Raw genomic sequence first — 19,183 nt, 5'->3', positions numbered from 1 at the left:
TCCATGTCTGTTCCAGATGGAGAACGTCCGATGCTTACGAAGAAGCAGCATGAGCTGATCTGCTTCATCGCCGACCGCTTGAACGATACCGGCGTGTCGCCTTCGTTCGAGGAGATGAAGGACGCGCTCGATCTCAAGTCGAAATCGGGCGTCCACCGGCTGATCTCGGCGCTCGAGGAACGCGGCTTCCTGCGCCGCCTGCCCAACCGGGCGCGCGCGCTCGAGGTGCTCAAGCTGCCCGAGCGCGGCGAGCCCAAAAAGGCGACGCCTGCGAAGGGCAATGTCGTCACGCTCAACCGCCCGGCGCCGCAGCCCGCAAACGACGTGATCGAGATCCCGCTTCACGGCCGCATCGCCGCGGGCGTGCCGATCGAGGCGCTTGAAGGTTCGACGATGCTCCCCGTCCCCGCCGCCCTGCTCGGCTCGGGCGAACATTATGCGCTGGAGGTTGCCGGGGATTCGATGGTCGAGGCCGGGATCTTCGACGGCGACTATGCGCTGATCCGCCGTCAGGAGACGGCGCGTGACGGCGAGATCGTCGTTGCGCTGATCGAGGACAGCGAAGCGACGCTCAAATATTTCCGCAACGAAGGCAGCATGGTCCGGCTCGATCCGGCCAACCGCGCCTATGATGCACAGCGCTACCGCCCCGATCAGGTGCGGGTGCAGGGCAAGCTTGCCGGGCTGCTGCGGCGCTACTGAACCCAAAGGGCGGCTACGGCCGCCCTTTCCATCGATGGCCGAGTGGGATGATCGGCCCGGACGCGCCGGATGGCGGGGCCGCGTGGTATTACCGCACGGGTAATTGAGCGCACGCCTGCCTCCCTTATCCTATGCATGTCCACCGGCGACAGGAGAGAAGAATGACCACCCTCGAAGGCGGCTGCCATTGCGGCGCGATCCGCTACACGCTGACCGGCGATCCGATGCACCATGCGCTGTGCCACTGCACCGACTGCCGCCGCGCGTCGGGCGCACCGATGGTCGGCTGGGCCATGTTCCAGGAAGATGCGCTGACGGTCATGCAGGGCGAGCCGCATGAATATGCCTCCTCCGAACATGGCCGCCGCTATTTCTGCGGTAAGTGCGGCACCGGCCTGTTCTACCGCAACGCGGAGAACCTTCCTGGCATCGTCGATACGCAGGTCGCAACGCTCGACGATCCCGACGCCATCCCTGCGGGCGCACATATCCAGATTGCCGAACGCATCGGCTGGATGAAGGAAGCGCACAATCTCCCGGAGTTCGCCCGCTACCCCGGGATGGAGTAGCGCGTCGCGACTTCGCGGCAGGGACGAGAGCTCGGCCGAGAAACCGCCTCGGTCACACGCTGATTTCTCCCTCCATAACTGCCACGCACGCGCCACGCAGGGTTGCGACAATGCCTTCAGGTGAGCGACGAGCCTCGACGTGCAGCAGGCTTGGCCTGCCCATCTCGACACCCTGATGGATCAGGAAGCTGGCTTCGGCGGTATCCGGCTCGGATGACAGCAACAGGCAGGCAAGGGGCGCGTTCGCGCTCCCGGTTGCGGGATCTTCCCACGTCCCCGCCAGCGGTGCGAACATCCGGGCACGAAGGGTTCGCCCCTCCCTGCAATAGGCATGGACCGAGAATCGGCTGCCGAGATGCGAATGAGCCGCCAGCGCTGCCCTGAATGCCGCAAGATCGGGCGCGCAGCGTGCCAGCGCATCGCTGGTCAGTTCGACGATGACATAGGGGTTGCCGTTCGACGCAACGATCGGCGGATGCGTTGCGGTCACCACATCGCCGGCCTCCAACTGCAGGGTCTGCGCGACGACATCGACCGCGATTGGCTCGCCGATACTCAGCGGCTGCGGTGCCGCGATCGTGGCAGCAACGGGTGCCCCCTTGGCATTGCGTTCGATGCTGACGCGAACGATCCCGGCGGGTATCTCGAACGTCGCGTCGGTCAGGCCGGGTTGTTGACCCGCGAGGATAAAGGCAGTGCCGACCATCGGATGCCCTGCAAAATCCATCTCGGCCGTCCGGTTGAAGATCCGGATACGCGCCGTGTTCACCGGATCGGCCGGCGGCAGAACGAAGGTGGTTTCGCTCAGATTGAACTCGGCGGCCACCGCCTGCATCGTTGCGCTGTCCAGCGCGTCGCCGCCCATCACCACCGCCAGCGGATTCCCGCCAAAGCGCACGTCGGTGAAGATGTCGGCTGTGAAGAATGGCAATTTGGGCATGGCGTAACTCCGATCCACCGCCTGATTGACACGCATTTCGTTGATTGGCAAACTCCCAACATGACCGATGCAGACCTGTTCCGCGCTTTGGGTAATGATCGCCGGCTGCAAATCCTGGCCTGGCTCAAGGAGCCCACCGCGCATTTTCCGCCGCAGCGGGACGGCGATCTGATCGAAGATGGCGTGTGCGGTCAGCTCATCGCGGAGAAGCTCGGCATCAGCGCATCCACGCTCAGCGAGCATATGCGGGTGCTGCACGGATGCGGTCTGGTGACGGCGAAGCGGATCAAACAATGGACATTCTACCGCCGCAACGACGAGAAACTGCGGGTGCTCGCATCGATCGTGAACGGCATTTGATCGAGCGACGATGTTCAGCCACATAACCGTCGGCGTCAGCGATCTCGATCGCGCCGCTTCCTTCTATGATGCGGTGCTGATCCCGCTCGGACTTGCCCGTCGGCCAGTGACCCCCGACGGCGGACCGCCATCGATGTGCTGGCATGAACGCGGCGCCGGCCTGCCCCGCTTCTACACCTATCTTCCATTCGACGGACAACCGTGCGCGCCCGGCAACGGCAGCATGGTCGCCTTCCTCGCGCCCTCGATCGAAGCGGTCGAACTGGCTCATGCGCAAGCCATGCGACACGGCGGAACCGACGCGGGAGCCCCGGGGCTGCGCGAGCACTATGGGCCCGGCTATTACGGCGCCTATCTGCGCGATCCTGACGGCAACAAGATCCATGTCGTCCATCGGCCCGAGGCACCTTCACCCGGCGCTTGAAGGGGGGAACTTGCGCCGGCGCCGTTACGTCCCACCCGAACGCGCCGCCATCACCCGCTCAGCCTCGATCCACGGATGCCGCGCGCCCGCCCGCCGCACCGTCCGCACCTGCGGCTTCGTCCCCAGCGTAATCGCCACCCCGCCGGTCTTCGCCAGCATCGCGCGGTCAAGCTTCAGCCATTTCGGCGTACACCCCGGTGGCAGCCTGCGGTCCGCCACCACGATATCCGCCGATCGGCACACCGCCATCATCTCGCGCCACGGTACCAGATAGCCGCTCCGCGTCGCCGCGATCCGCCAGCGCTGCCCGGCGCGCTCGACATCGATCAGGCACAGGTCCGGGCTGCAGCGCGCATCTTGCTGGTCGGCCAGCGCGGGCAATTCGGCATCCACCCCACCATTCTCCGCCATCATGTCGCGGACATAGTCGCCCGCCCGGTCGCGCAGTATCGCCACTTCCCCGCTCGCCGTGCGCAGCGCCAGGTGGCGCCCATCGCCGGTCACCAGCAGATCGGGCATCGGCGTAGCCAGCGCCCACACCGCCCCTGCCGCCGCAGGAACCGCGCCCGCCAGCCGCGCCCGCGTCTTCCACAACGCGAACCACAGCCCGCCCGTCACCATCAGCATATAGGCGCCGCCCGGCATCCCCGGCAGCATTGCCAGAGCCCCCGGCGCGCCCGCCGCGGCATGCGCGATCCACAGCAGCAGCTGCAACGCCTTCCCCGTCAGCCACCAGAAAGGTGCTCCAAGACCGGCAATGTCGAAGAACAGCGCCGCCGCCTCCAGCGGCATGATGACGAAGGTGGTGAGCGGGATCGCGACGATGTTCGCCAGCGCGCCATAGACGCCCGATTTGTGGAAGTGGAACAGCGCGATCGGGGTCAGCGCGATCTCGACCACCAGCCCCGTCAGCAGCAGCGATCCCACGCCACGCGCGAACCGCCACCCCCAGCCCTCCTCGCGCCGCTCGAACCAGCCGCGCACGCGCTTGCTCTCGTGCAGCGCCACAATCGCGGTCACCGCGGCAAAGCTCATCTGGAAGCTCGGCCCCATCAGCGCCTCGGGCCACAGCAACAGCACGACCAGCGCGCCGAACGCCACCAGCCGCAGTGTGATCGCTTCACGACCCAGCATCATCGCCGCCAGCACCATCAGCGCGGCAATGCACGAGCGCACCGTCGGCACCTCCGCGCCGGTCAGCAATGTGTACCCCACCGCCGCGACACCCGCGGCGCCGGCCGCGACCACGGGCAATGGCAAGCGCAGTGCCAGTGCCGGGCTCAGCGCAAGCAGCCGCAGCACCAGCAGCATCGTCGCCCCCACCACCGCGGTCACATGCAGACCACTCACCGACAGCAGATGCGCCAGCCCCGAACGGCGCAACGCCTCACCATCTTCCTCTGAGATCGCGCCGCGGTCCCCGGTCACCAGCGACGCCGCGATCCCGCCGGCGCTCCCCTCGACCTGCGACTGGACATGCGCCGTCAGCCGTTCGCGCAGCCCGCTATTCGCTTCGCCTGGAGTCACGATCCCGACCGGCGCAAACCCGCGCCCGCTTGCGCCCAGCCCGTCGAACCACGCCACCCGCTCGAAATCATAGGCGCCGGGCACCGCGGGCGGCGCGGGCGGCATCAGCCGCGCACGCAGCTTCACCACCGCACCCCGGGTCAGCCCGGCGGGCACATCCTTCGCATCCAGATTGACGCGCACCAATGGCGGCAGCCCTGCTCCCGCCTCGGGCGCGATCCGCACCCGCACCATGTCGCGCGCCGGCAGCTTCTCGACTCGCTCGACCATACCCTGAAAGGCGACGATAGCGGGCCGCGCCAGCACCGGCGCCGCCACCCGCTCGGCCCGCCACCACACCAGCGCGCACCCGGCCGCCACCACCAGCCCGGCCACCGTCACGCATCGCGCCGCCCGTCCGCCGCCGCTCAGCGCAAGTCCGGCGGCTGCCACCGCGAGTCCGGCCAGCACCACCGCGCCCCAGCGGTTCGCATCGGGCAGCGCGAACCACGCTAGGATCCCTGTACCCAGCATTACCGGAATCCACAGGACGATCTGCCCGCGCTCAGCCTCCAGCCAGCGTTCGATTCGCTCAGCGAAACACCAGCCCCCCGCTATTTGAAGCAGGCGAAACCCCGTGCTAGGGGCGCTCGCGGCTGAACTGGCCATCGATCACAGTTTCTGGGAGCAAGCGCGCGTGGGCGCAACATCTGAACCCGCTACGGGTACGCAAATCGTCACGCGCTTCGCCCCGTCGCCGACGGGGTTTCTGCACATCGGCGGCGCACGCACCGCGCTGTTCAACTGGCTGTTCGCGCGCCACCATGGCGGCAAGTTCCTGCTGCGCATCGAGGATACCGATCGCGCCCGCTCGACCGATGCGGCGATTGAGGCGATCCTCGACGGAATGCGCTGGCTCGGCCTCGATTGGGATGGCGACGAAGTCTATCAGTTCGCCCGCGCCGAACGCCATGCCGAGGTCGCACACACGATGCTCGAGTCGGGCCACGCCTATCGCTGCTGGATGAGCCAGGAAGAGATCGCCGCCCAGCGCGAGGAAGCGCAGGCAGCCAAGAAGCCCTATCGCATCCGCAGCCCCTGGCGCGACCGCACTGATGGCCCGCTCGACCAGCCGCACGTCGTCCGCATCCGCGCGCCGCGCGAAGGCGCGACGACGATCCGCGACGCGGTACAGGGCGAAGTAACCGTCCAGAATGCCGAGCTGGACGACATGATCCTGCTCCGCTCGGACGGCACACCGACCTATATGCTCGCGGTGGTGGTCGACGATCAGGATATGGGCGTCACCCATGTCATCCGCGGCGACGATCACCTCAACAACGCCTTCCGTCAGTTGCTCATCGTCAACGCGATGGGCTGGCCAGAGCCAGTCTACGCGCACATCCCGCTGATCCACGGCGCGGACGGGTCGAAGCTTTCCAAGCGTCACGGCGCAATGGGCGTCGATGCCTATCGCGACGAGCTTGGCGTGCTGCCCGAGGCATTGTTCAATTACCTGCTCCGCCTCGGCTGGGGTCATGGCGACGACGAGATCATCAACCGCGCGCAGGCGACCGAATGGTTCGACCTGCCGGGCGTCGGCAAGTCGCCCTCGCGCTTCGATTTGAAGAAGTTGGATAATCTCAACGGCCATTACATCCGCAGCGCAGACGATGCGCGACTCGCAGCGCTCGCGGCGCCGTTCCTTCCCTTCGAAGCGTCACCGCAGCAGATCGACCTTCTGCAGCGCAGCATGCACGCATTGAAGCCGCGTGCCGCGAATCTCCGTGAAATCGCGGACGGAGCGGCCTTTCTGTTTCGCACTCGCCCCCTGGAAATGGACGCAGATGCACAAGCTCTGCTAGGGGACGACGCGAAGGCGATCCTGCATTCCCTTCACACGGCGCTTGACGCCGTCGCGGACTGGAATACGGAAGCGCTCGAAACGGCGGTACGCCAGGTGGCGGAGTCGGGGGGAGTGAAACTCGGGGCGGCCGCACAGCCGCTTCGCGCCGCGCTGACTGGGCGGAAGACCTCTCCCGGCATCTTCGACGTCCTCATCCTTTTGGGGCGTGAGGAAAGCCTGGGCCGGATCGCCGATCAAATGGCAGCCCCCTCGCAGGGCTGAGACGAAAGGACGAAGATATGACCGACTCCACCCTCAATATCGCCGGTAAAGACTATCCGGTTCGACAGGGAAGCGTCGGTCCTGAAGTCGTCGATATCCGCAAATTCTACGCTCAGACCGGCCAGTTCACCTACGATCCCGGCTTCACCTCGACCGCGTCGTGCGAGTCGGGCCTGACCTATATCGATGGTGACGAGGGTACGCTGCTCCACCGCGGCTACCCGATCGGCCAGCTCGCCGAGCATTCGAGCTTCATGGAGGTCGCATACCTCCTGCTGAACGGCGAGCTGCCGAGCGGCGACGAGCTCGGCCAGTTCAGCCACACGATCAGCCGCCACACGATGGTACATGAGCAGCTGGCGACCTTCTACCGTGGTTTCCGCCGCGACGCGCACCCGATGGCTGTGATGTGCGGCGTGGTCGGCGCGCTCTCGGCCTTCTACCACGACTCGACCGACATCTCGGATCCGTATCAGCGCATGGTCGCGTCGCACCGCCTGATCGCCAAGATGCCGACGATCGCCGCGATGGCGTATAAATACACCGTCGGTCAGCCGTTCCTCTATCCCGACAACAACCTGTCCTACACCGGCAACTTCCTGCGCATGACCTTCGGCGTCCCCGCCGAGGAATATGTCGTGAACCCGGTGGTCGAGCGCGCGCTCGACCGCATCTTCATCCTCCACGCCGATCACGAGCAGAACGCGTCGACCTCGACCGTGCGTCTCGCCGGTTCGTCGGGCGCGAACCCGTTCGCGTGCATCGCCGCGGGCATCGCCTGCCTGTGGGGTCCGGCGCATGGCGGCGCGAACGAAGCGGCGCTCAACATGCTGCGTGAGATCGGCCGTCCGGAGCGCATTCCCGAGTATATCGCGCGCGCCAAGGACAAGAACGACCCGTTCCGCCTGATGGGCTTCGGCCACCGCGTCTACAAGAACTACGATCCGCGCGCGACCGTGATGCAGAAGACAGTGCGCGAGGTCCTGAAGGAACTCAACGTCACCGATCCGCTGTTCGACGTCGCGCTCCAGCTCGAGGAAATGGCGCTCAAGGACGATTATTTCGTCGAGAAGAAGCTGTTCCCGAACGTCGATTTCTACTCGGGCGTGATCCTGTCGGCGATCGGCTTCCCGACCACGATGTTCACGGTCCTCTTCGCGCTCGCCCGCACCGTCGGCTGGGTCGCGCAGTGGAACGAGATGATCAGCGATCCGGACCAGAAGATCGGCCGCCCGCGCCAGCTCTACACCGGCCCGACGCAGCGCGACTACGTCCCCGTCGACAAGCGCTGATCGGTTCGAACCGGACAGAAAATGGCCCGCTGGAGCGATCCGGCGGGCCTTTTCGTCGGAGCTCGCAGTTTGCAACTATCTGGCTGGCGGCCGCCTCGGCTCACTGATCGTCCTGCAGTCGGACTGCCTTTCGCTGCAAAATCATCACTTCATGTCACACGCCAGGATCGCCAACCGCTGCCGTTGCCAGAAGCGCTCAGCTTCGTCGTCTTCTCCCGCCGCCGCCTTTGCCTTTCGAGCGTAGCTGGCGGCATGAGGGGCATGTGTCTCCACGTGCGCCGTTGCCGCTGCATGTCCGGCGGACCGCGCTGCTGCCACCGCCGACTCACCGGTCGCCTCGCGGGCTGCTGCGTGAGCAGCAAATGCCAGCTTCCGTGCGGCGATCATCGTCAGACTGCCATTTTGCCACCGCCGCGCAGCGTCGATCGCGAGACGCGGACGCGGATCGTCCGGGTTCTCGGTCTCAAAGAGACCCAGAACCCGTTCCGCGCAATCAGCAGCCCAAGGCGCAAGCTCACGATGTTGGCTCATCCGCTATATCCCGAAATCTTGGCTGCGACTGAGATGCAGCACCGAATAGATTACCCCCGCAAGATCTTCCCCATCGGCCGCCCCTTGGCCAGTTCGTCGATCAGCTTGTCGAGATAGCGTATCTCGCGCATCAGCGGGTCGTCGATCTCCTCGATCCGCACGCCACAGATCACGCCGGTGACCCGCGTCCGCGCCGGGTTGAGCATCGGCGCCTGCGCGAAGAAATCCTCGAAATTCGTCTTTGCTTCCAGCTGGGCCGCCAGCTGCTCAACACTGTATCTGGTCAGCCAGCGGACGATCTCGTCGACCTCGGCCTGCGTGCGCCCCTTCTTCTCCGCCTTGGCGACATAGTGGGGATACACGCTCGCAATGCTCATCGCATAGATGCGGTGCTTCTCCATGATTTCCTCCGCACAGCCTCACGCCAGCTTAGCGCGGCCTTGCGCAAGACCGCATCTTCCATTATGTATGGATACAATAACTGACATAGGAACCATACAATGTCGCAGGTGGCACCCGAGGACAAGTTTCGCTGGATCGTCGACACCGGTTGGAAGGGCCTGTGCGTCCGCTGCGGCGAAAAGACGATGTTCTCCGGCTGGCTCAAGATCGCGAAGAAATGCCCGTCCTGCGGCCTCGACTATCGCTTCGCCTCGCCCGACGACGGCCCCGCCTTCTTCTCGCTCTGCTTCGTCGCCTTCCCGCTGACCTTTTTCGGCGTGTGGTTTCAGGTCGCGTTCGATCCGCCCTTCTGGGTCCATTTCCTCACCACGATCCCGGTGATGGTGGGGGGCTGCGTGCTGGCGCTGCGTCCGATCAAGGGCTGGCTGGTCGCCTCGCAATATCTCAACAATGCACAGGAAGCGGGTACCGCCAAGCTCTGGGCGAAACTCCATGACGAAGCGGAAGCGCGCGATACGCGGCCCAATGACTGACGACTGGCTTCCAGACCTCGACCGCACCGCGGGGCCGAAATATGCAGCCATCGCCGATGCGCTGGGCGCAGCGGTCGACCGGGGCGAGCTGCCCGGTGGCACCCGCCTGCTCCCGCAGCGCGATCTCGCCGCGCGGCTCGGGGTTGATCTCACCACGGTCACCCGCGCCTATGACGAGGCGCGCCGCCGCGGCCTGATCGAGGCACGTGGCCGCGCCGGAAGCTTCGTCCGCGCGCCGCAGCGGGTCGAGATTGCCGACCTTGCCCGTGTCGATACCGGCATGAACCTGCCCCCCGAGCTTCCCGGCGGGCTGCTCGCGCGGACGATCACCGATACGGTCGGCGCGCTGTTGCTCGACGCCTCCCCCCTGCGCCTTCAATATCAGGCGATGGGCGGCAGCGCGGAGGATCGCGCCGCCGGAGTCGGTTTCCTCGCCACCGCGGGCCTTTCCGCCGAACCCGATCAGCTTGTCCTCGCTGCAGGCGGACAGAATGCGCTCCACGCGATCCTGGGCCTGGCACTGCGTCCCGGCGACGCAGTCCTGTGCCGCCGATTCGTCTATTCGGGCTTCCGCACGATCGCACAGCGGATCGGCCTTCGCCTCGTCGGGCTGGACACGCTGGACGCCACATCGATCTCAGCCGCCTGTGCGGCCGACCCGCAGATCCGCGCCATCTATCTCGTCCCCACCAACGACAATCCGACCGCAGAAACACTCGACGAAACCGCCCGGCACGAGATCGCTGCGGCCGCGACGCGCCACGATCTTCAGCTGATCGAGGACGATGCCTATGGCGCCCTCGCCACGACCCCGGTCGCGCCAGTCACCACCCACGCCCCGGACCGCAGCTGGTACATCGCCAGCGCGTCGAAGATCATCTCGCCCGCACTCCGGGTCGCGTTCGTGCGCGCGCCAAATGTCGCCGCGGCGCTTCAGTTCGCCGGGCAGGTGCATCAGACCGCGGTGATGGCCCCGCCGCTGAACACGGCGATGCTAACGCGCTGGATCGATAACGGCACCGCCGCCCGCCTGATCGCGGCGATGCGTGCCGAAGCCGCTCGCCGGCAGGCGCTGGCGACTCGCCTGCTGGGCGGGCTGGACTTCACCGCACACCCACAGGGCTATCATCTCTGGCTGCGGTTGCCTGAAACGGTCGCGCCCAACGATCTCGCCGACGCGATGCGCCCGACCGGGCTTTCGGTGATGCCCGCGGATCGCTTCGCGGCAGGCGACGCGCGCGCCAATGCCGTCCGCGTGTCGCTCGGCGGCCTCGCCGACGAAGACCAGCTCGTGCGCGCGCTCCGGATCCTGCACGGCTACGCTTCGGCCTAATGGGTCTCGAACGCCCCCAGGATCGGACACCCCCTGCCCTCCCCCGCCGCACAGCGCTCCGCCAGTCCCTCCAGCGCGGCGCGCGCAGCGGTCAGCTTCGCCACCTGCACATCGATTGCCGTGATCCGCGCCCGCGCCAGCTCGCGCGCCCGTGCCCGGTCCTCGCCCGCGTCCAGTGCCAGCAATTCGCCGATCTCGGCCAGCGTGAACCCGGCTTCCTGCGCCGAACGGATGAAGCGCAGCCGTTGCGCATCCTGCGCATCATAGCGCCGCACGCCCCCGGCACGCTCCGGCTCTGCCAGCAGCCCGCGTCGCTGGTAATAGCGCACCGTCTCCACGCCAACGCCCCCCGCCTTTGCCAGCGCACTTATCATCATGTCAGACACCCCTTGACTCCGTACTATGGTACGGAGCGTATCTAGGGCGGGTTCACAGAGTCGCAAGGAGCCCAATCATGTCGTCCCGTCCCATTGCACACCTGCATCGCATGGTGATGCCCGGTCATACCTGCCCCTATGGTCTCAAAGCCAAATCGCTGCTCGAGCGCAACGGCTATGGCGTCCACGACCATTGGCTGCGCACGCGCGAAGAGACCGACGCCTTCAAGGTCGAGCATGGCGTCGAAACCACGCCCCAGACCTTCATCGATGGCAAGCGGATCGGCGGCTATGACGATCTGCGCCGCTTCTTCGGCATGCGCGTTCCGGTAAAGGGCGAGACCAGCTACACGCCCGTCATAGCGCTGTTCGCGATGACCGCGCTGATGGCGCTCGCCGCCAGCAACGCCGCGTTCGGATCTCCGTTCACCGTTCAGGCGGGCGAGTGGTTCATCGGCTTCAGCATGATCGTGCTCGCACTGCTCAAGCTGCGCGATATCGAGAATTTCTCGACCATGTTCCTGAACTACGACCTGCTCGCTAAGCGCTGGGTGCCCTATGGCTATATCTACCCGTTTGCCGAAGGTGCGGCGGGCGTTCTGATGGTCGCCAACGCGCTCCACTGGGTCTCGATCCCGATCGCGCTGGTCATCGGTGGCATCGGTGCCGTCTCGGTGTTCAAGGCGGTCTATATCGACAAGCGTGAGCTCAAATGCGCGTGCATGGGCGGCGACAGCAACGTCCCGCTCGGCTTCATCTCGCTGACCGAGAATCTGATGATGATTGCGATGGCGGTGTGGATGCTGAGCGCGGCGCTCAACCCCGGGCATCCAGTTCACTGACCCGTTTCTTCGGCGCCTGCGCGCGATAGCTTTCCTCGATCCAGTCCTTGAGCTGGGCCAGGTCGGGGATCGCATCGTCGCCGGGCGTGAAGGTCACCCAGCCGCTCTTGCCCAGCCCATAGGCGGTCGGAGCGGCATAAGGCAGCTCGAGCGCGACCTCACTGGTGTAACGCAGTTTCGCCGACATCTGGAACGCGTCGTCGGTCGAGAGATAGGCAAAGGTCTTGTCGTTGACCGCCAGATCCGCATGCCCCGGCCATGGCGATTTGAGGTGCGCGCCGGGCAGGGTCAGTCCCCATTCGCGCAGTTCCTCAATCCTTGCGTGTCCTTTGCTCATGCGGCGCACGATAGCAGCGCAACGCAGCGTCTGGAATGCTCAGTCCTTGCGGTGAGGTAGCGTCAGGATGAAGCGCGCACCTTCGTCCGGTGCGCTGTCGACCAATATGTCCCCGCCCATCGCCCGCGCCAGCCGCCGCGCGATGTAGAGGCCGAGTCCGCTCCCCCCCGGCTCGGTCGGATCGACCCGTCCGAACTTCTCGAAGATTTTGGCCTGATCCTCAGCGGCAACACCCTTGCCCTGATCGGCGACGATCACGCAGCCCAGCCCGCCCTCGCGCTCGATCTGGACCCAGACCGATCCGCCCGGCGGCGAATAGCGCACCGCGTTGCCGATCAGATTGACCATGATCTGCAGCACGCGGCGGAACTCGCCCGTCACCGGCATCGCCTCATCGGCGCGCGGCTTCTCGATCCGCACATCCGCCTCGCTCGCGCGCACCGCCAGCAGACCTGCTGCACGGCGGGCGATATCGGCGAGGTCGATCGGCTCGATCTCAACAGTGAAATCGTCGCGTTCGATCGCGCTCAGGTCAGCAAGATCCTCGACCAGCGACAGCAAATGCCGCCCCGCGTTGGAGATGTCGGTCGCATACTCCGCATAATCGTCGCGCAGCGGTCCATCGACCCGCGCGCTGATGCTGTCGGCATTGGCGATGATCCGCGACAACGGCGCCCGCAATGCCTTTTCCAGCCGCTGGCCGAACTCGCTGGTGAATTCCGGGTCGGCCACGGCCTGCGCGGCGGCGGCAGCAGCCTCCTCGACCGGGTCGACCATCATCGCCGCGCCGCTGAATCCGGCAAAACGCCCCAGCGCATCGATCCGCGGGCTGGCGGAAATCCGCACCCGCTGCCCGGTCCCACGCAACTCGGCGACCTGCCCTTCGAACCGGGTCTGCTCGGCAGCAGCGGTCAGGATCGGCAGCGCGCCCTCATCATCCGCCTCGAGCGCGAACAACAGGGTCAGCGGCTGGCCCAGCATTGCCGCGGCGTCGAAGCCGTGTTCGATCCCTGCCTCGGCGGCCAGATGCGTGATCCGCATTGCCGCGTCGGTCTCCCACACCCAATCAGCCTCGGCGTGGAGGAAATCATTCTCGCGCAACGCGTCGCCTTCGGGGGCCTGCCAGGCCGCCCGCGGGCGCCAGCCGCTCACTTCGAGCCGGACGCCCTCGCGATCAGGCTCGGCACGGACCCACAGGTCCAGATCATCCTCGCCATCGGCAGCGACCACTCCGCGCGACACCGCGATCCCCAGCCGTTGCGCCAGCCGTACGATCGACGCGATCGGCGGCACCGCAATCGGCGCGCCGACCTTGCCCCCGGCACGCGCATTGAGGTCGGCCAGCCGCGCTTCGGCATGGACCAGCCGCCCTTCGGGATCGATCCGCCCCATCGCGATCGGCAGATTGGGTTCCATCGCGTTCATCGCGCCGTACCCTTCAATGCCAGCAGCGCAGCGCGATAGTCGGCTGGCAGGCTCAGCGCAGCGATCGCCTCGCGCGCATCCTCCACACTGACCGCCATGATCGAATCGAGCTGGTCGGCGAACGCCTCAACATTGCGGCGCGGATCGGCCTCGCTCAGCGCCACGCCGAGCCGCGCCACCGCCGCCCGGTCGAAATCGAGCGCACGCAGCGCCACCCATAGCCGCCCGCTCACGGCATCGAACGTCATCGCCCGCGCGCCGTCGAAATCGATTCGCAGCGCATGCGCGAGCAACGCCGCGAACAGCGCGACGCGCCGGTCGCCCAGCGCTTCGGCCAGCAATTCTGGAAGTTCGCCCGGCCGCGCATCGATTGCCGCCGCCAGCCGCATTGCCGCAGCTTCGAGCCGGTCGCCCTCGTCATGCGCGGCGAGGCTGCGCAGCGCGGCTTCGGCGAGCGCACGGTCGAGCGCGGGCGCGACCCCCGCCACACCGCTGCGCAGCGCCGCCGCCACCTGCCAGACCAGCCGATGATGCAATTCCGATGGCAGATCGGTCCGCGCGAGCGGACCGTTCTCGGGCACGCTGCGCCGACGGCTTTCGCTCACCAGCACCGCTGCCGCGCCCTGCGCCAGCAGCCGGTCGGGATGCTGCGCCAGCCGGTTGAGCAGGCTTGCCCGCTCGGGCTCGTCCTGCGCCTGCACCGCCATCCCGTCCGCGAGCAGGTCCTGCCGCACGCGCGCGATCAGTTCGCCCATCAGCGCCGGATCGCGCAGCAATCCCGATGCATGGAGCGTATCTGCAACGCCGCGCTGCGCTTCCAGCATATCGGCCAGAGCGGCCTCACCCTGCGCACGCAACAGCCGCACAGCATGCCCGCCTGTCTCCCCTTCGATCGTTGCGATCAGCGCACGCAGCAGCCGCGTCAATGCAGCGCGCGTCCGCTCGTCGAGCCGGTCGTCGTCAGAGAGCGAAAAGTCAGCGATCGACGCACTGAGCGCACGATGCGCAGCGTCATCCGCTGCCGCGGTACGCGCGAGCAACGCCTGTGCCCCGTCATGGGCACCCTTACGCATGTCGCCAATCGGCCTGGACATGGTTCCGAACTTAAAGGAACTGCGGTTAAGACAGAGCTAAGGCTTTTCGCGTCGACTCTCAACCGCCATGGCAAGTGTCACGAACGCATAAACCGTCACCAGCGCCAGCCCCCAGCTTACCCGATCCGCGATCGCAAAGGGGGTAACCAGCAGCAGATAGCCCGCGGGGCTGCCCCACCAGCGTCTGATCCGCGCCTGCGTCCGCTCGCCGATCAGCGCCGCGGCGATCCCCGCCAGTGCCAGAATCAGCCCGTCAAGCGTGCCATCCACCCGTGATTCGGTGATACCGAGCGCCAGGATCACCACTGCGGCGATTACCCCGATCAGATGCTCGTGCACCCCTGCACGCTTCTCTTCGCCCCGCAGCGCCGACAGCGCCGCGCCGGTCGCCAGTGCCGCAACGCCTGGCAGCGCAACGCCCGCTCCCCACGGCCAGCCAAGACCGATCAGCACTGCCGCACCCGCGCCCAGCGCCAGACCACCCGCCATCAGCACCCATCCGGGCACCGCCTTCTCGACCACCTTGGGCAGCACCCACCGCGCAACCCGCGTGAAGACATGGCGGTCGGCCCAGCTCGTCCGCCGCTCGGTCAGCGCCGCCAGCACCGCGTTGCTGCGCGAGGCAAGCGCCCCGCCGTCGCGTTCGACGCCGTGCCCCGAACGCACCGCGCTCGACGGCAGCATCACCTGTTCGGCGCCCGCCTGCACGATCGCGCGCAGCAGCGTGGACTGGAAATCATAATCGGGCGGGAACGCCGCAATGTCGGCGATGCGCTGCGCCGGAATCCGCGCGACCCCCGCCCAGCAATTCTGCGCATCGACCCGCTCAAGCGAGGCCGCCGGCTCCTGCGTCACCAGGATCGCGTCCTTGCCCTCGTTCGCCATCTTCTCGACGACGTCGTCGGTGGTGACGAGCCCATCGGCGAGCACCACGACGCTCGCCAGCGGGTGCGCCTTGGTCGATGCTTCCGCCGCCGACCGCACGATATCGACCGGAACCCCGCGCTTGGCCGCGCGGCTGACCGCGCCCAGCAGCGCCGGCGTCACCCGCGTCACCGCGACCAGAATCTGGCCCGCGCCTGCCCCGACCAGCAGCCGCGCCTGATACTCGAGCAGGGTCATGCCCCCGAACGGCAGCGTCGCCGCCAGCGTCCCGGGCTTGTCGCCTGCGTCCTCGGTCGCGAAAATGAGCCCCGCTAACATCATGCCTGCGGTTAGGGCAAAGTCAGTAGCGAAGGAAGGGCCGCCGCACGTCCTCCCACGCCGATTCGTCCGCACGCGTCGCCGAGTCGAGGTCGCCCGGCGCCGCGCCCACGTCATCGACCCATTCGCGCAGCCCCGGCCCGCCGTTGATCACATCGATCGCCAGCTTCCCGAATTCATACTCGTATGCAAAGTCGCGCCACAGATCATAGGCAGGATAAAGCGAGCGGATCGCCCTGAACCCCAGCGCCTGCAGCCGCCACGGCCGGAACGCTTCATGGTCGTATCCCGCCCCCTCGGCATGAATGAACACGCCGCTGCACAATTCCCCCACATGCTTGTGGAAGGTCGGCTGGAACCAGAAGTCGCGCAATGTGCAGCCGGTGAGCCATTCGGGCGCGATCCGCCGCATCTCCGCGATCACCGCCTTGGCGTCGATATCGGGCGCGCCGAACAGCTCCAGTGCGCGCGTCGTCCCGCGGCCCTCGGACAGCGTCGTCCCCTCCAGCATCACCGTGCCGGCATAGGCGCGCGCCATGTTGACGTTGGCGGCGTTGGGGCTGGGGTTGATCCACACCCGCTCCGGCGGCCAGCCGAAGCCAGGCGCCGCGTCGGGCGCCCAACCCTCCATCTCGATCACGCGATAGGTCAGGTCGAGCTTGAACTGGTCGATAAACCACGCGCCCATCTCGCCCAGCGTCATGCCGTGCCGCATCGGCATCGGCCCTGCACCCACAAAGCTCTCCCAGCCGGGCAGCAGGGTCAGCCCCTCGACCGGACGGCCCGCCGGGTTGGGCCGGTCGAGCACCCACACTTCCTTGCCGTGCGCCGCCGCGGCCTCGAGCATGTAGAGCAGGGTCGTCACATAAGTGTAGATGCGGCAGCCCAGGTCCTGCATGTCGATCAGGACGATGTCGAACGTGTGCATCGACTGGCCGGTCGGCCGCCGCACCTCGCCATAGAGGCTGAACACCGGCATCCCGTAGGTGGGATCGGTATAGTCCGGCGACTCCATCATATTGTCCTGCAGGTCGCCGCGCACGCCATGCTGCGGCCCGAACACCGCCGAGACATTCACGCCTGCCGCGACCAGCGCGTCGAGCGAGTGAGTCAGGTCCGCCGTCACCGAGGCGGGATGCGCAAGCAGCGCCACCCGACGGCCCTTGAGTTGGTCGAGAAGCGCGGGGTCGGCGAGCAGCCGGTCGATACCGAAGTTCATGCGCCGTCAGGTGCCGGGAGTTCGAGCGCAAAGCAATCGGGATGATGGAAATCAGGCTTTCCGGGCGGGTGGCGCAAAGCCCAATAGGATTTGGTGCCGTCGGTTTCCTCGATCACCGCGGAGAGGCTGATCGCCACCCGCCCGGACGGAATCGCCGCAAGATCGACCTCTGCCTCCAGCACGAAACTCTCCCCTTGCCGCTCCAGCTCGATGGCCGGTTCGACCAGCAGCTCAAGGTTGCGCATCCCGGCGCGATAGCCGTCGAACGCATAAGCCGCCCATTGCCCGGACGGTGAAAGGTTGAACTCGACATAGCCCTCGCCTCCGCCGGGCTTCAGAAACAACTCGCAACAGGTTCGCTGCCACAGTCCGTCCGTACGGGCCGGGGATGCGCGATCGGGCACAGCCAACCCTTCGCCCGGCGTGATGTAGAAGGTCAGCAGCACCCGTTCGGCATCGGTCATCGACATTTCGACGTCGACGGACCGCACGAAGCGGGGCGGCGTGCCCGGATGCGGGGCGAGCGCGAGCGCGTGGGCAAGGGGGAACATCCGGCAGGCGTAGCATCGCCTGCCCACGCCTTGGAATCGCTTTCCTGCACCCCCGGATCAATCTGGCTTGGTGACGATGCAGTTCGCCGTTCCGCCCTGCTGCCGGTTACCCGTCGCGCCGCCCCATGGCGCACCGCGCGCAACCCTGCTAACCGCGCCGCGCTATGACCGAATATAAGTCCGATCTGCTTCGCCTGCTCGACCAGCGTGGATATATCCACCAGGTCACCGACGCCACCGCACTCGATGCGCTGGCCAGCAAAGAGATCGTGCCCGGCTATATCGGCTTCGATCCGACCGCGCCCTCGCTCCATGTCGGCAGCCTCGTCCAGATCATGCTGCTGCGCCGCATGCAGCAAGCAGGGCACAAGCCGATCGTGCTGATGGGCGGCGGCACCGGCAAGATCGGCGATCCGAGCTTCAAGGACGAAGCGCGCAAGCTGATGACCGACGAGATCATCGCCAGCAACGTCGCCTCGATCAAGACGGTGTTCGAGAAGTTCCTGACCTTTGGCGATGGCCCCACCGACGCGGTGATGGTCGACAATGCCGACTGGCTCGACAAGCTCGAATACATCCCATTCCTGCGCGACATCGGCCGCCACTTTTCGGTCAATCGCATGCTTTCGTTCGACAGCGTCAAGCTGCGGCTCGACCGCGAACAGTCGCTGTCATTCCTCGAATTCAACTACATGATCCTCCAGGGCTATGACTTTCTGGAGCTGTCGCGCCGCGCCGCGTGCCGCCTGCAGATGGGCGGCTCCGATCAGTGGGGCAATATCGTCAACGGGATCGAGCTGTCGCGCCGCGTCGACGGGACCGAGGTTTACGGCGTCACCACCCCGCTGATCACTACCGCCGACGGCGGCAAGATGGGCAAGACCATGTCGGGCGCGGTGTGGCTGAACGAGGATCAGCTTCCGGCATTCGATTACTGGCAGTTCTGGCGCAACACCGACGACCGCGATGTCGGCCGCTTCCTGCGCCTGTTCACCGACCTGCCGCTCGACGAGATCGCCCGCCTCGAAGCCCTCGAAGGCGCCGGGATCAACGAGGCGAAGAAGATCCTCGCCACCGAAGCGACCGCCATGTGCCGCGGTCGCGATGCAGCGGAGGCCGCCGCCGAAACCGCGCGCAAAACCTTCGAGGAAGGCAGTTCGGGCGGCGATCTTCCGACGCTGGCGGTGCCGTCGGACGGCATCGGCATCGTCCAGGCCTTTACCGGGATCGGCTTCGCGACCTCGAACAAGGAGGTCCGCCGCAAGATCGACGAGGGTGCGATCCGCGTGAACGGCGAAAAGGTCGCCAACTCCGATGCGATCGTGAAGCCAGGCGACAAGATCAGCTTCGGGCAGAAGAAGCACGGCCTGATCGTGGAGGCGTGATAGGCTTTCGCTAACCACGAGAGTTGCCGG

At 66.5% G+C, this 19,183-nt stretch carries 21 protein-coding genes; 10 read left to right on the top strand and 11 right to left on the bottom strand.

The genetic code is table 11. The annotated features are described in order from the left end of the window. Positions 1-30: 30 nt before the first annotated feature. Positions 31-702, top strand: coding sequence for a transcriptional repressor LexA (lexA, locus tag AC07NK_RS11250; protein ID WP_495170682.1), 672 nt, complete (start codon positions 31-33; stop codon positions 700-702). A 161-nt stretch (positions 703-863) separates the two neighbouring features. Continuing rightward, positions 864-1,271: a GFA family protein gene (locus tag AC07NK_RS11245; RefSeq protein WP_495170681.1), complete on the top strand. Its 408-nt coding sequence runs from the start codon at positions 864-866 to the stop codon at positions 1,269-1,271. A gap of 52 nt (positions 1,272-1,323) precedes the next feature. Here AC07NK_RS11245 and AC07NK_RS11240 read toward each other — a convergent pair whose 3' ends face one another. Further along, positions 1,324-2,322, bottom strand: coding sequence for a PhzF family phenazine biosynthesis protein (locus AC07NK_RS11240; protein ID WP_495170680.1), 999 nt, complete (start codon positions 2,320-2,322; stop codon positions 1,324-1,326). Here AC07NK_RS11240 and AC07NK_RS11235 point away from each other — a divergent pair. Continuing rightward, positions 2,272-2,571, top strand: a complete 300-nt coding sequence (locus tag AC07NK_RS11235) for an ArsR/SmtB family transcription factor (RefSeq protein ID WP_495170679.1) — start codon at positions 2,272-2,274, stop codon at positions 2,569-2,571. The genes AC07NK_RS11240 and AC07NK_RS11235 overlap by 51 nt on opposite strands. A gap of 10 nt (positions 2,572-2,581) precedes the next feature. Next, positions 2,582-2,995 (top strand): VOC family protein, encoded by a 414-nt coding sequence (locus tag AC07NK_RS11230; protein WP_495170678.1) that lies wholly within the window; start codon positions 2,582-2,584, stop codon positions 2,993-2,995. 24 nt (positions 2,996-3,019) lie between these two features. Here AC07NK_RS11230 and AC07NK_RS11225 read toward each other — a convergent pair whose 3' ends face one another. Beyond that, positions 3,020-5,170 carry a ComEC/Rec2 family competence protein gene (locus AC07NK_RS11225; RefSeq protein ID WP_495170677.1) on the bottom strand — a complete coding sequence of 717 codons (2,151 nt, stop codon included), beginning with the start codon at positions 5,168-5,170 and terminating at the stop codon, positions 3,020-3,022. Positions 5,171-5,198: 28 nt separating this feature from the next. Here AC07NK_RS11225 and gltX point away from each other — a divergent pair, with 28 nt between their 5' ends. Then, a complete protein-coding gene (gene gltX, locus AC07NK_RS11220) occupies positions 5,199-6,629 on the top strand; it encodes a glutamate--tRNA ligase (protein ID WP_495170676.1) in 1,431 nt (476 codons plus the stop codon). 17 nt (positions 6,630-6,646) lie between these two features. Continuing rightward, positions 6,647-7,921 (top strand): citrate synthase, encoded by a 1,275-nt coding sequence (locus tag AC07NK_RS11215; protein WP_495170675.1) that lies wholly within the window; start codon positions 6,647-6,649, stop codon positions 7,919-7,921. A gap of 144 nt (positions 7,922-8,065) precedes the next feature. Here the strand turns inward: AC07NK_RS11215 and AC07NK_RS11210 are convergent, their stop codons facing one another. Beyond that, positions 8,066-8,452: a putative immunity protein gene (locus AC07NK_RS11210; RefSeq protein ID WP_495170674.1), complete on the bottom strand. Its 387-nt coding sequence runs from the start codon at positions 8,450-8,452 to the stop codon at positions 8,066-8,068. Positions 8,453-8,502: 50 nt separating this feature from the next. Continuing rightward, a complete protein-coding gene (locus tag AC07NK_RS11205) occupies positions 8,503-8,853 on the bottom strand; it encodes a DUF2200 domain-containing protein (RefSeq protein WP_495170673.1) in 351 nt (116 codons plus the stop codon). 99 nt (positions 8,854-8,952) lie between these two features. Here AC07NK_RS11205 and AC07NK_RS11200 point away from each other — a divergent pair, with 99 nt between their 5' ends. Together AC07NK_RS11200 and AC07NK_RS11195 are read left to right on the top strand one after the other, a co-directional pair. After that, a complete protein-coding gene (locus tag AC07NK_RS11200) occupies positions 8,953-9,387 on the top strand; it encodes a DUF983 domain-containing protein (protein ID WP_495170672.1) in 435 nt (144 codons plus the stop codon). Then, a complete protein-coding gene (locus tag AC07NK_RS11195; RefSeq protein WP_495170671.1) occupies positions 9,380-10,720 on the top strand; it encodes an aminotransferase-like domain-containing protein in 1,341 nt (446 codons plus the stop codon). Before AC07NK_RS11200 ends, AC07NK_RS11195 begins: the two co-directional genes overlap by 8 nt. On the opposite strand, the gene AC07NK_RS11190 is transcribed toward AC07NK_RS11195, so the two are convergent. Next, positions 10,717-11,097 carry a MerR family transcriptional regulator gene (locus tag AC07NK_RS11190; RefSeq protein ID WP_495170670.1) on the bottom strand — a complete coding sequence of 127 codons (381 nt, stop codon included), beginning with the start codon at positions 11,095-11,097 and terminating at the stop codon, positions 10,717-10,719. The two genes, AC07NK_RS11195 and AC07NK_RS11190, sit on opposite strands and share 4 nt — an antisense overlap. 77 nt (positions 11,098-11,174) lie before the next feature. On the opposite strand from AC07NK_RS11190, the gene AC07NK_RS11185 reads away from it, so the two are divergent. After that, positions 11,175-11,939, top strand: coding sequence for a MauE/DoxX family redox-associated membrane protein (locus AC07NK_RS11185; protein ID WP_495170669.1), 765 nt, complete (start codon positions 11,175-11,177; stop codon positions 11,937-11,939). Here the strand turns inward: AC07NK_RS11185 and AC07NK_RS11180 are convergent. Genes AC07NK_RS11180 through AC07NK_RS11155 form a run of 6 tightly spaced genes read right to left on the bottom strand, consistent with a single transcriptional unit; the run spans position 11,914 to position 17,768 of the window. After that, entirely contained in the window at positions 11,914-12,276 is a 363-nt protein-coding gene (locus AC07NK_RS11180) for an MmcQ/YjbR family DNA-binding protein (RefSeq protein ID WP_495170668.1), read from the bottom strand. The genes AC07NK_RS11185 and AC07NK_RS11180 overlap by 26 nt on opposite strands. 39 nt (positions 12,277-12,315) lie before the next feature. After that, positions 12,316-13,701, bottom strand: coding sequence for a sensor histidine kinase (locus AC07NK_RS11175; RefSeq protein WP_495170667.1), 1,386 nt, complete (start codon positions 13,699-13,701; stop codon positions 12,316-12,318). After that, positions 13,698-14,774, bottom strand: coding sequence for a DUF2336 domain-containing protein (locus AC07NK_RS11170; RefSeq protein WP_495170666.1), 1,077 nt, complete (start codon positions 14,772-14,774; stop codon positions 13,698-13,700). The genes AC07NK_RS11175 and AC07NK_RS11170 overlap by 4 nt, the downstream gene beginning before the upstream one ends. Positions 14,775-14,831: 57 nt before the next feature. Next, entirely contained in the window at positions 14,832-15,998 is a 1,167-nt protein-coding gene (locus tag AC07NK_RS11165; protein WP_495170665.1) for a hypothetical protein, read from the bottom strand. 22 nt (positions 15,999-16,020) lie between these two features. After that, positions 16,021-17,217, bottom strand: coding sequence for an exo-beta-N-acetylmuramidase NamZ family protein (locus tag AC07NK_RS11160; protein ID WP_495170664.1), 1,197 nt, complete (start codon positions 17,215-17,217; stop codon positions 16,021-16,023). Next, a complete protein-coding gene (locus AC07NK_RS11155) occupies positions 17,214-17,768 on the bottom strand; it encodes a DOMON-like domain-containing protein (protein ID WP_495170663.1) in 555 nt (184 codons plus the stop codon). Before AC07NK_RS11155 ends, AC07NK_RS11160 begins: the two co-directional genes overlap by 4 nt. 164 nt (positions 17,769-17,932) lie before the next feature. On the opposite strand from AC07NK_RS11155, the gene tyrS reads away from it, so the two are divergent. Continuing rightward, on the top strand, positions 17,933-19,153 hold the full coding sequence (tyrS, locus tag AC07NK_RS11150) for a tyrosine--tRNA ligase (RefSeq protein WP_495170662.1): 1,221 nt from the start codon (positions 17,933-17,935) through the stop codon (positions 19,151-19,153). Positions 19,154-19,183: the final 30 nt, after the last annotated feature.

It is taken from the genome of Sphingomonas sp. GW821-FHT09B04, assembly GCF_059418285.1.
Note: the sequence above shows the minus strand (reverse complement) of the source record. Positions and strands in the feature narration are given on the sequence as shown.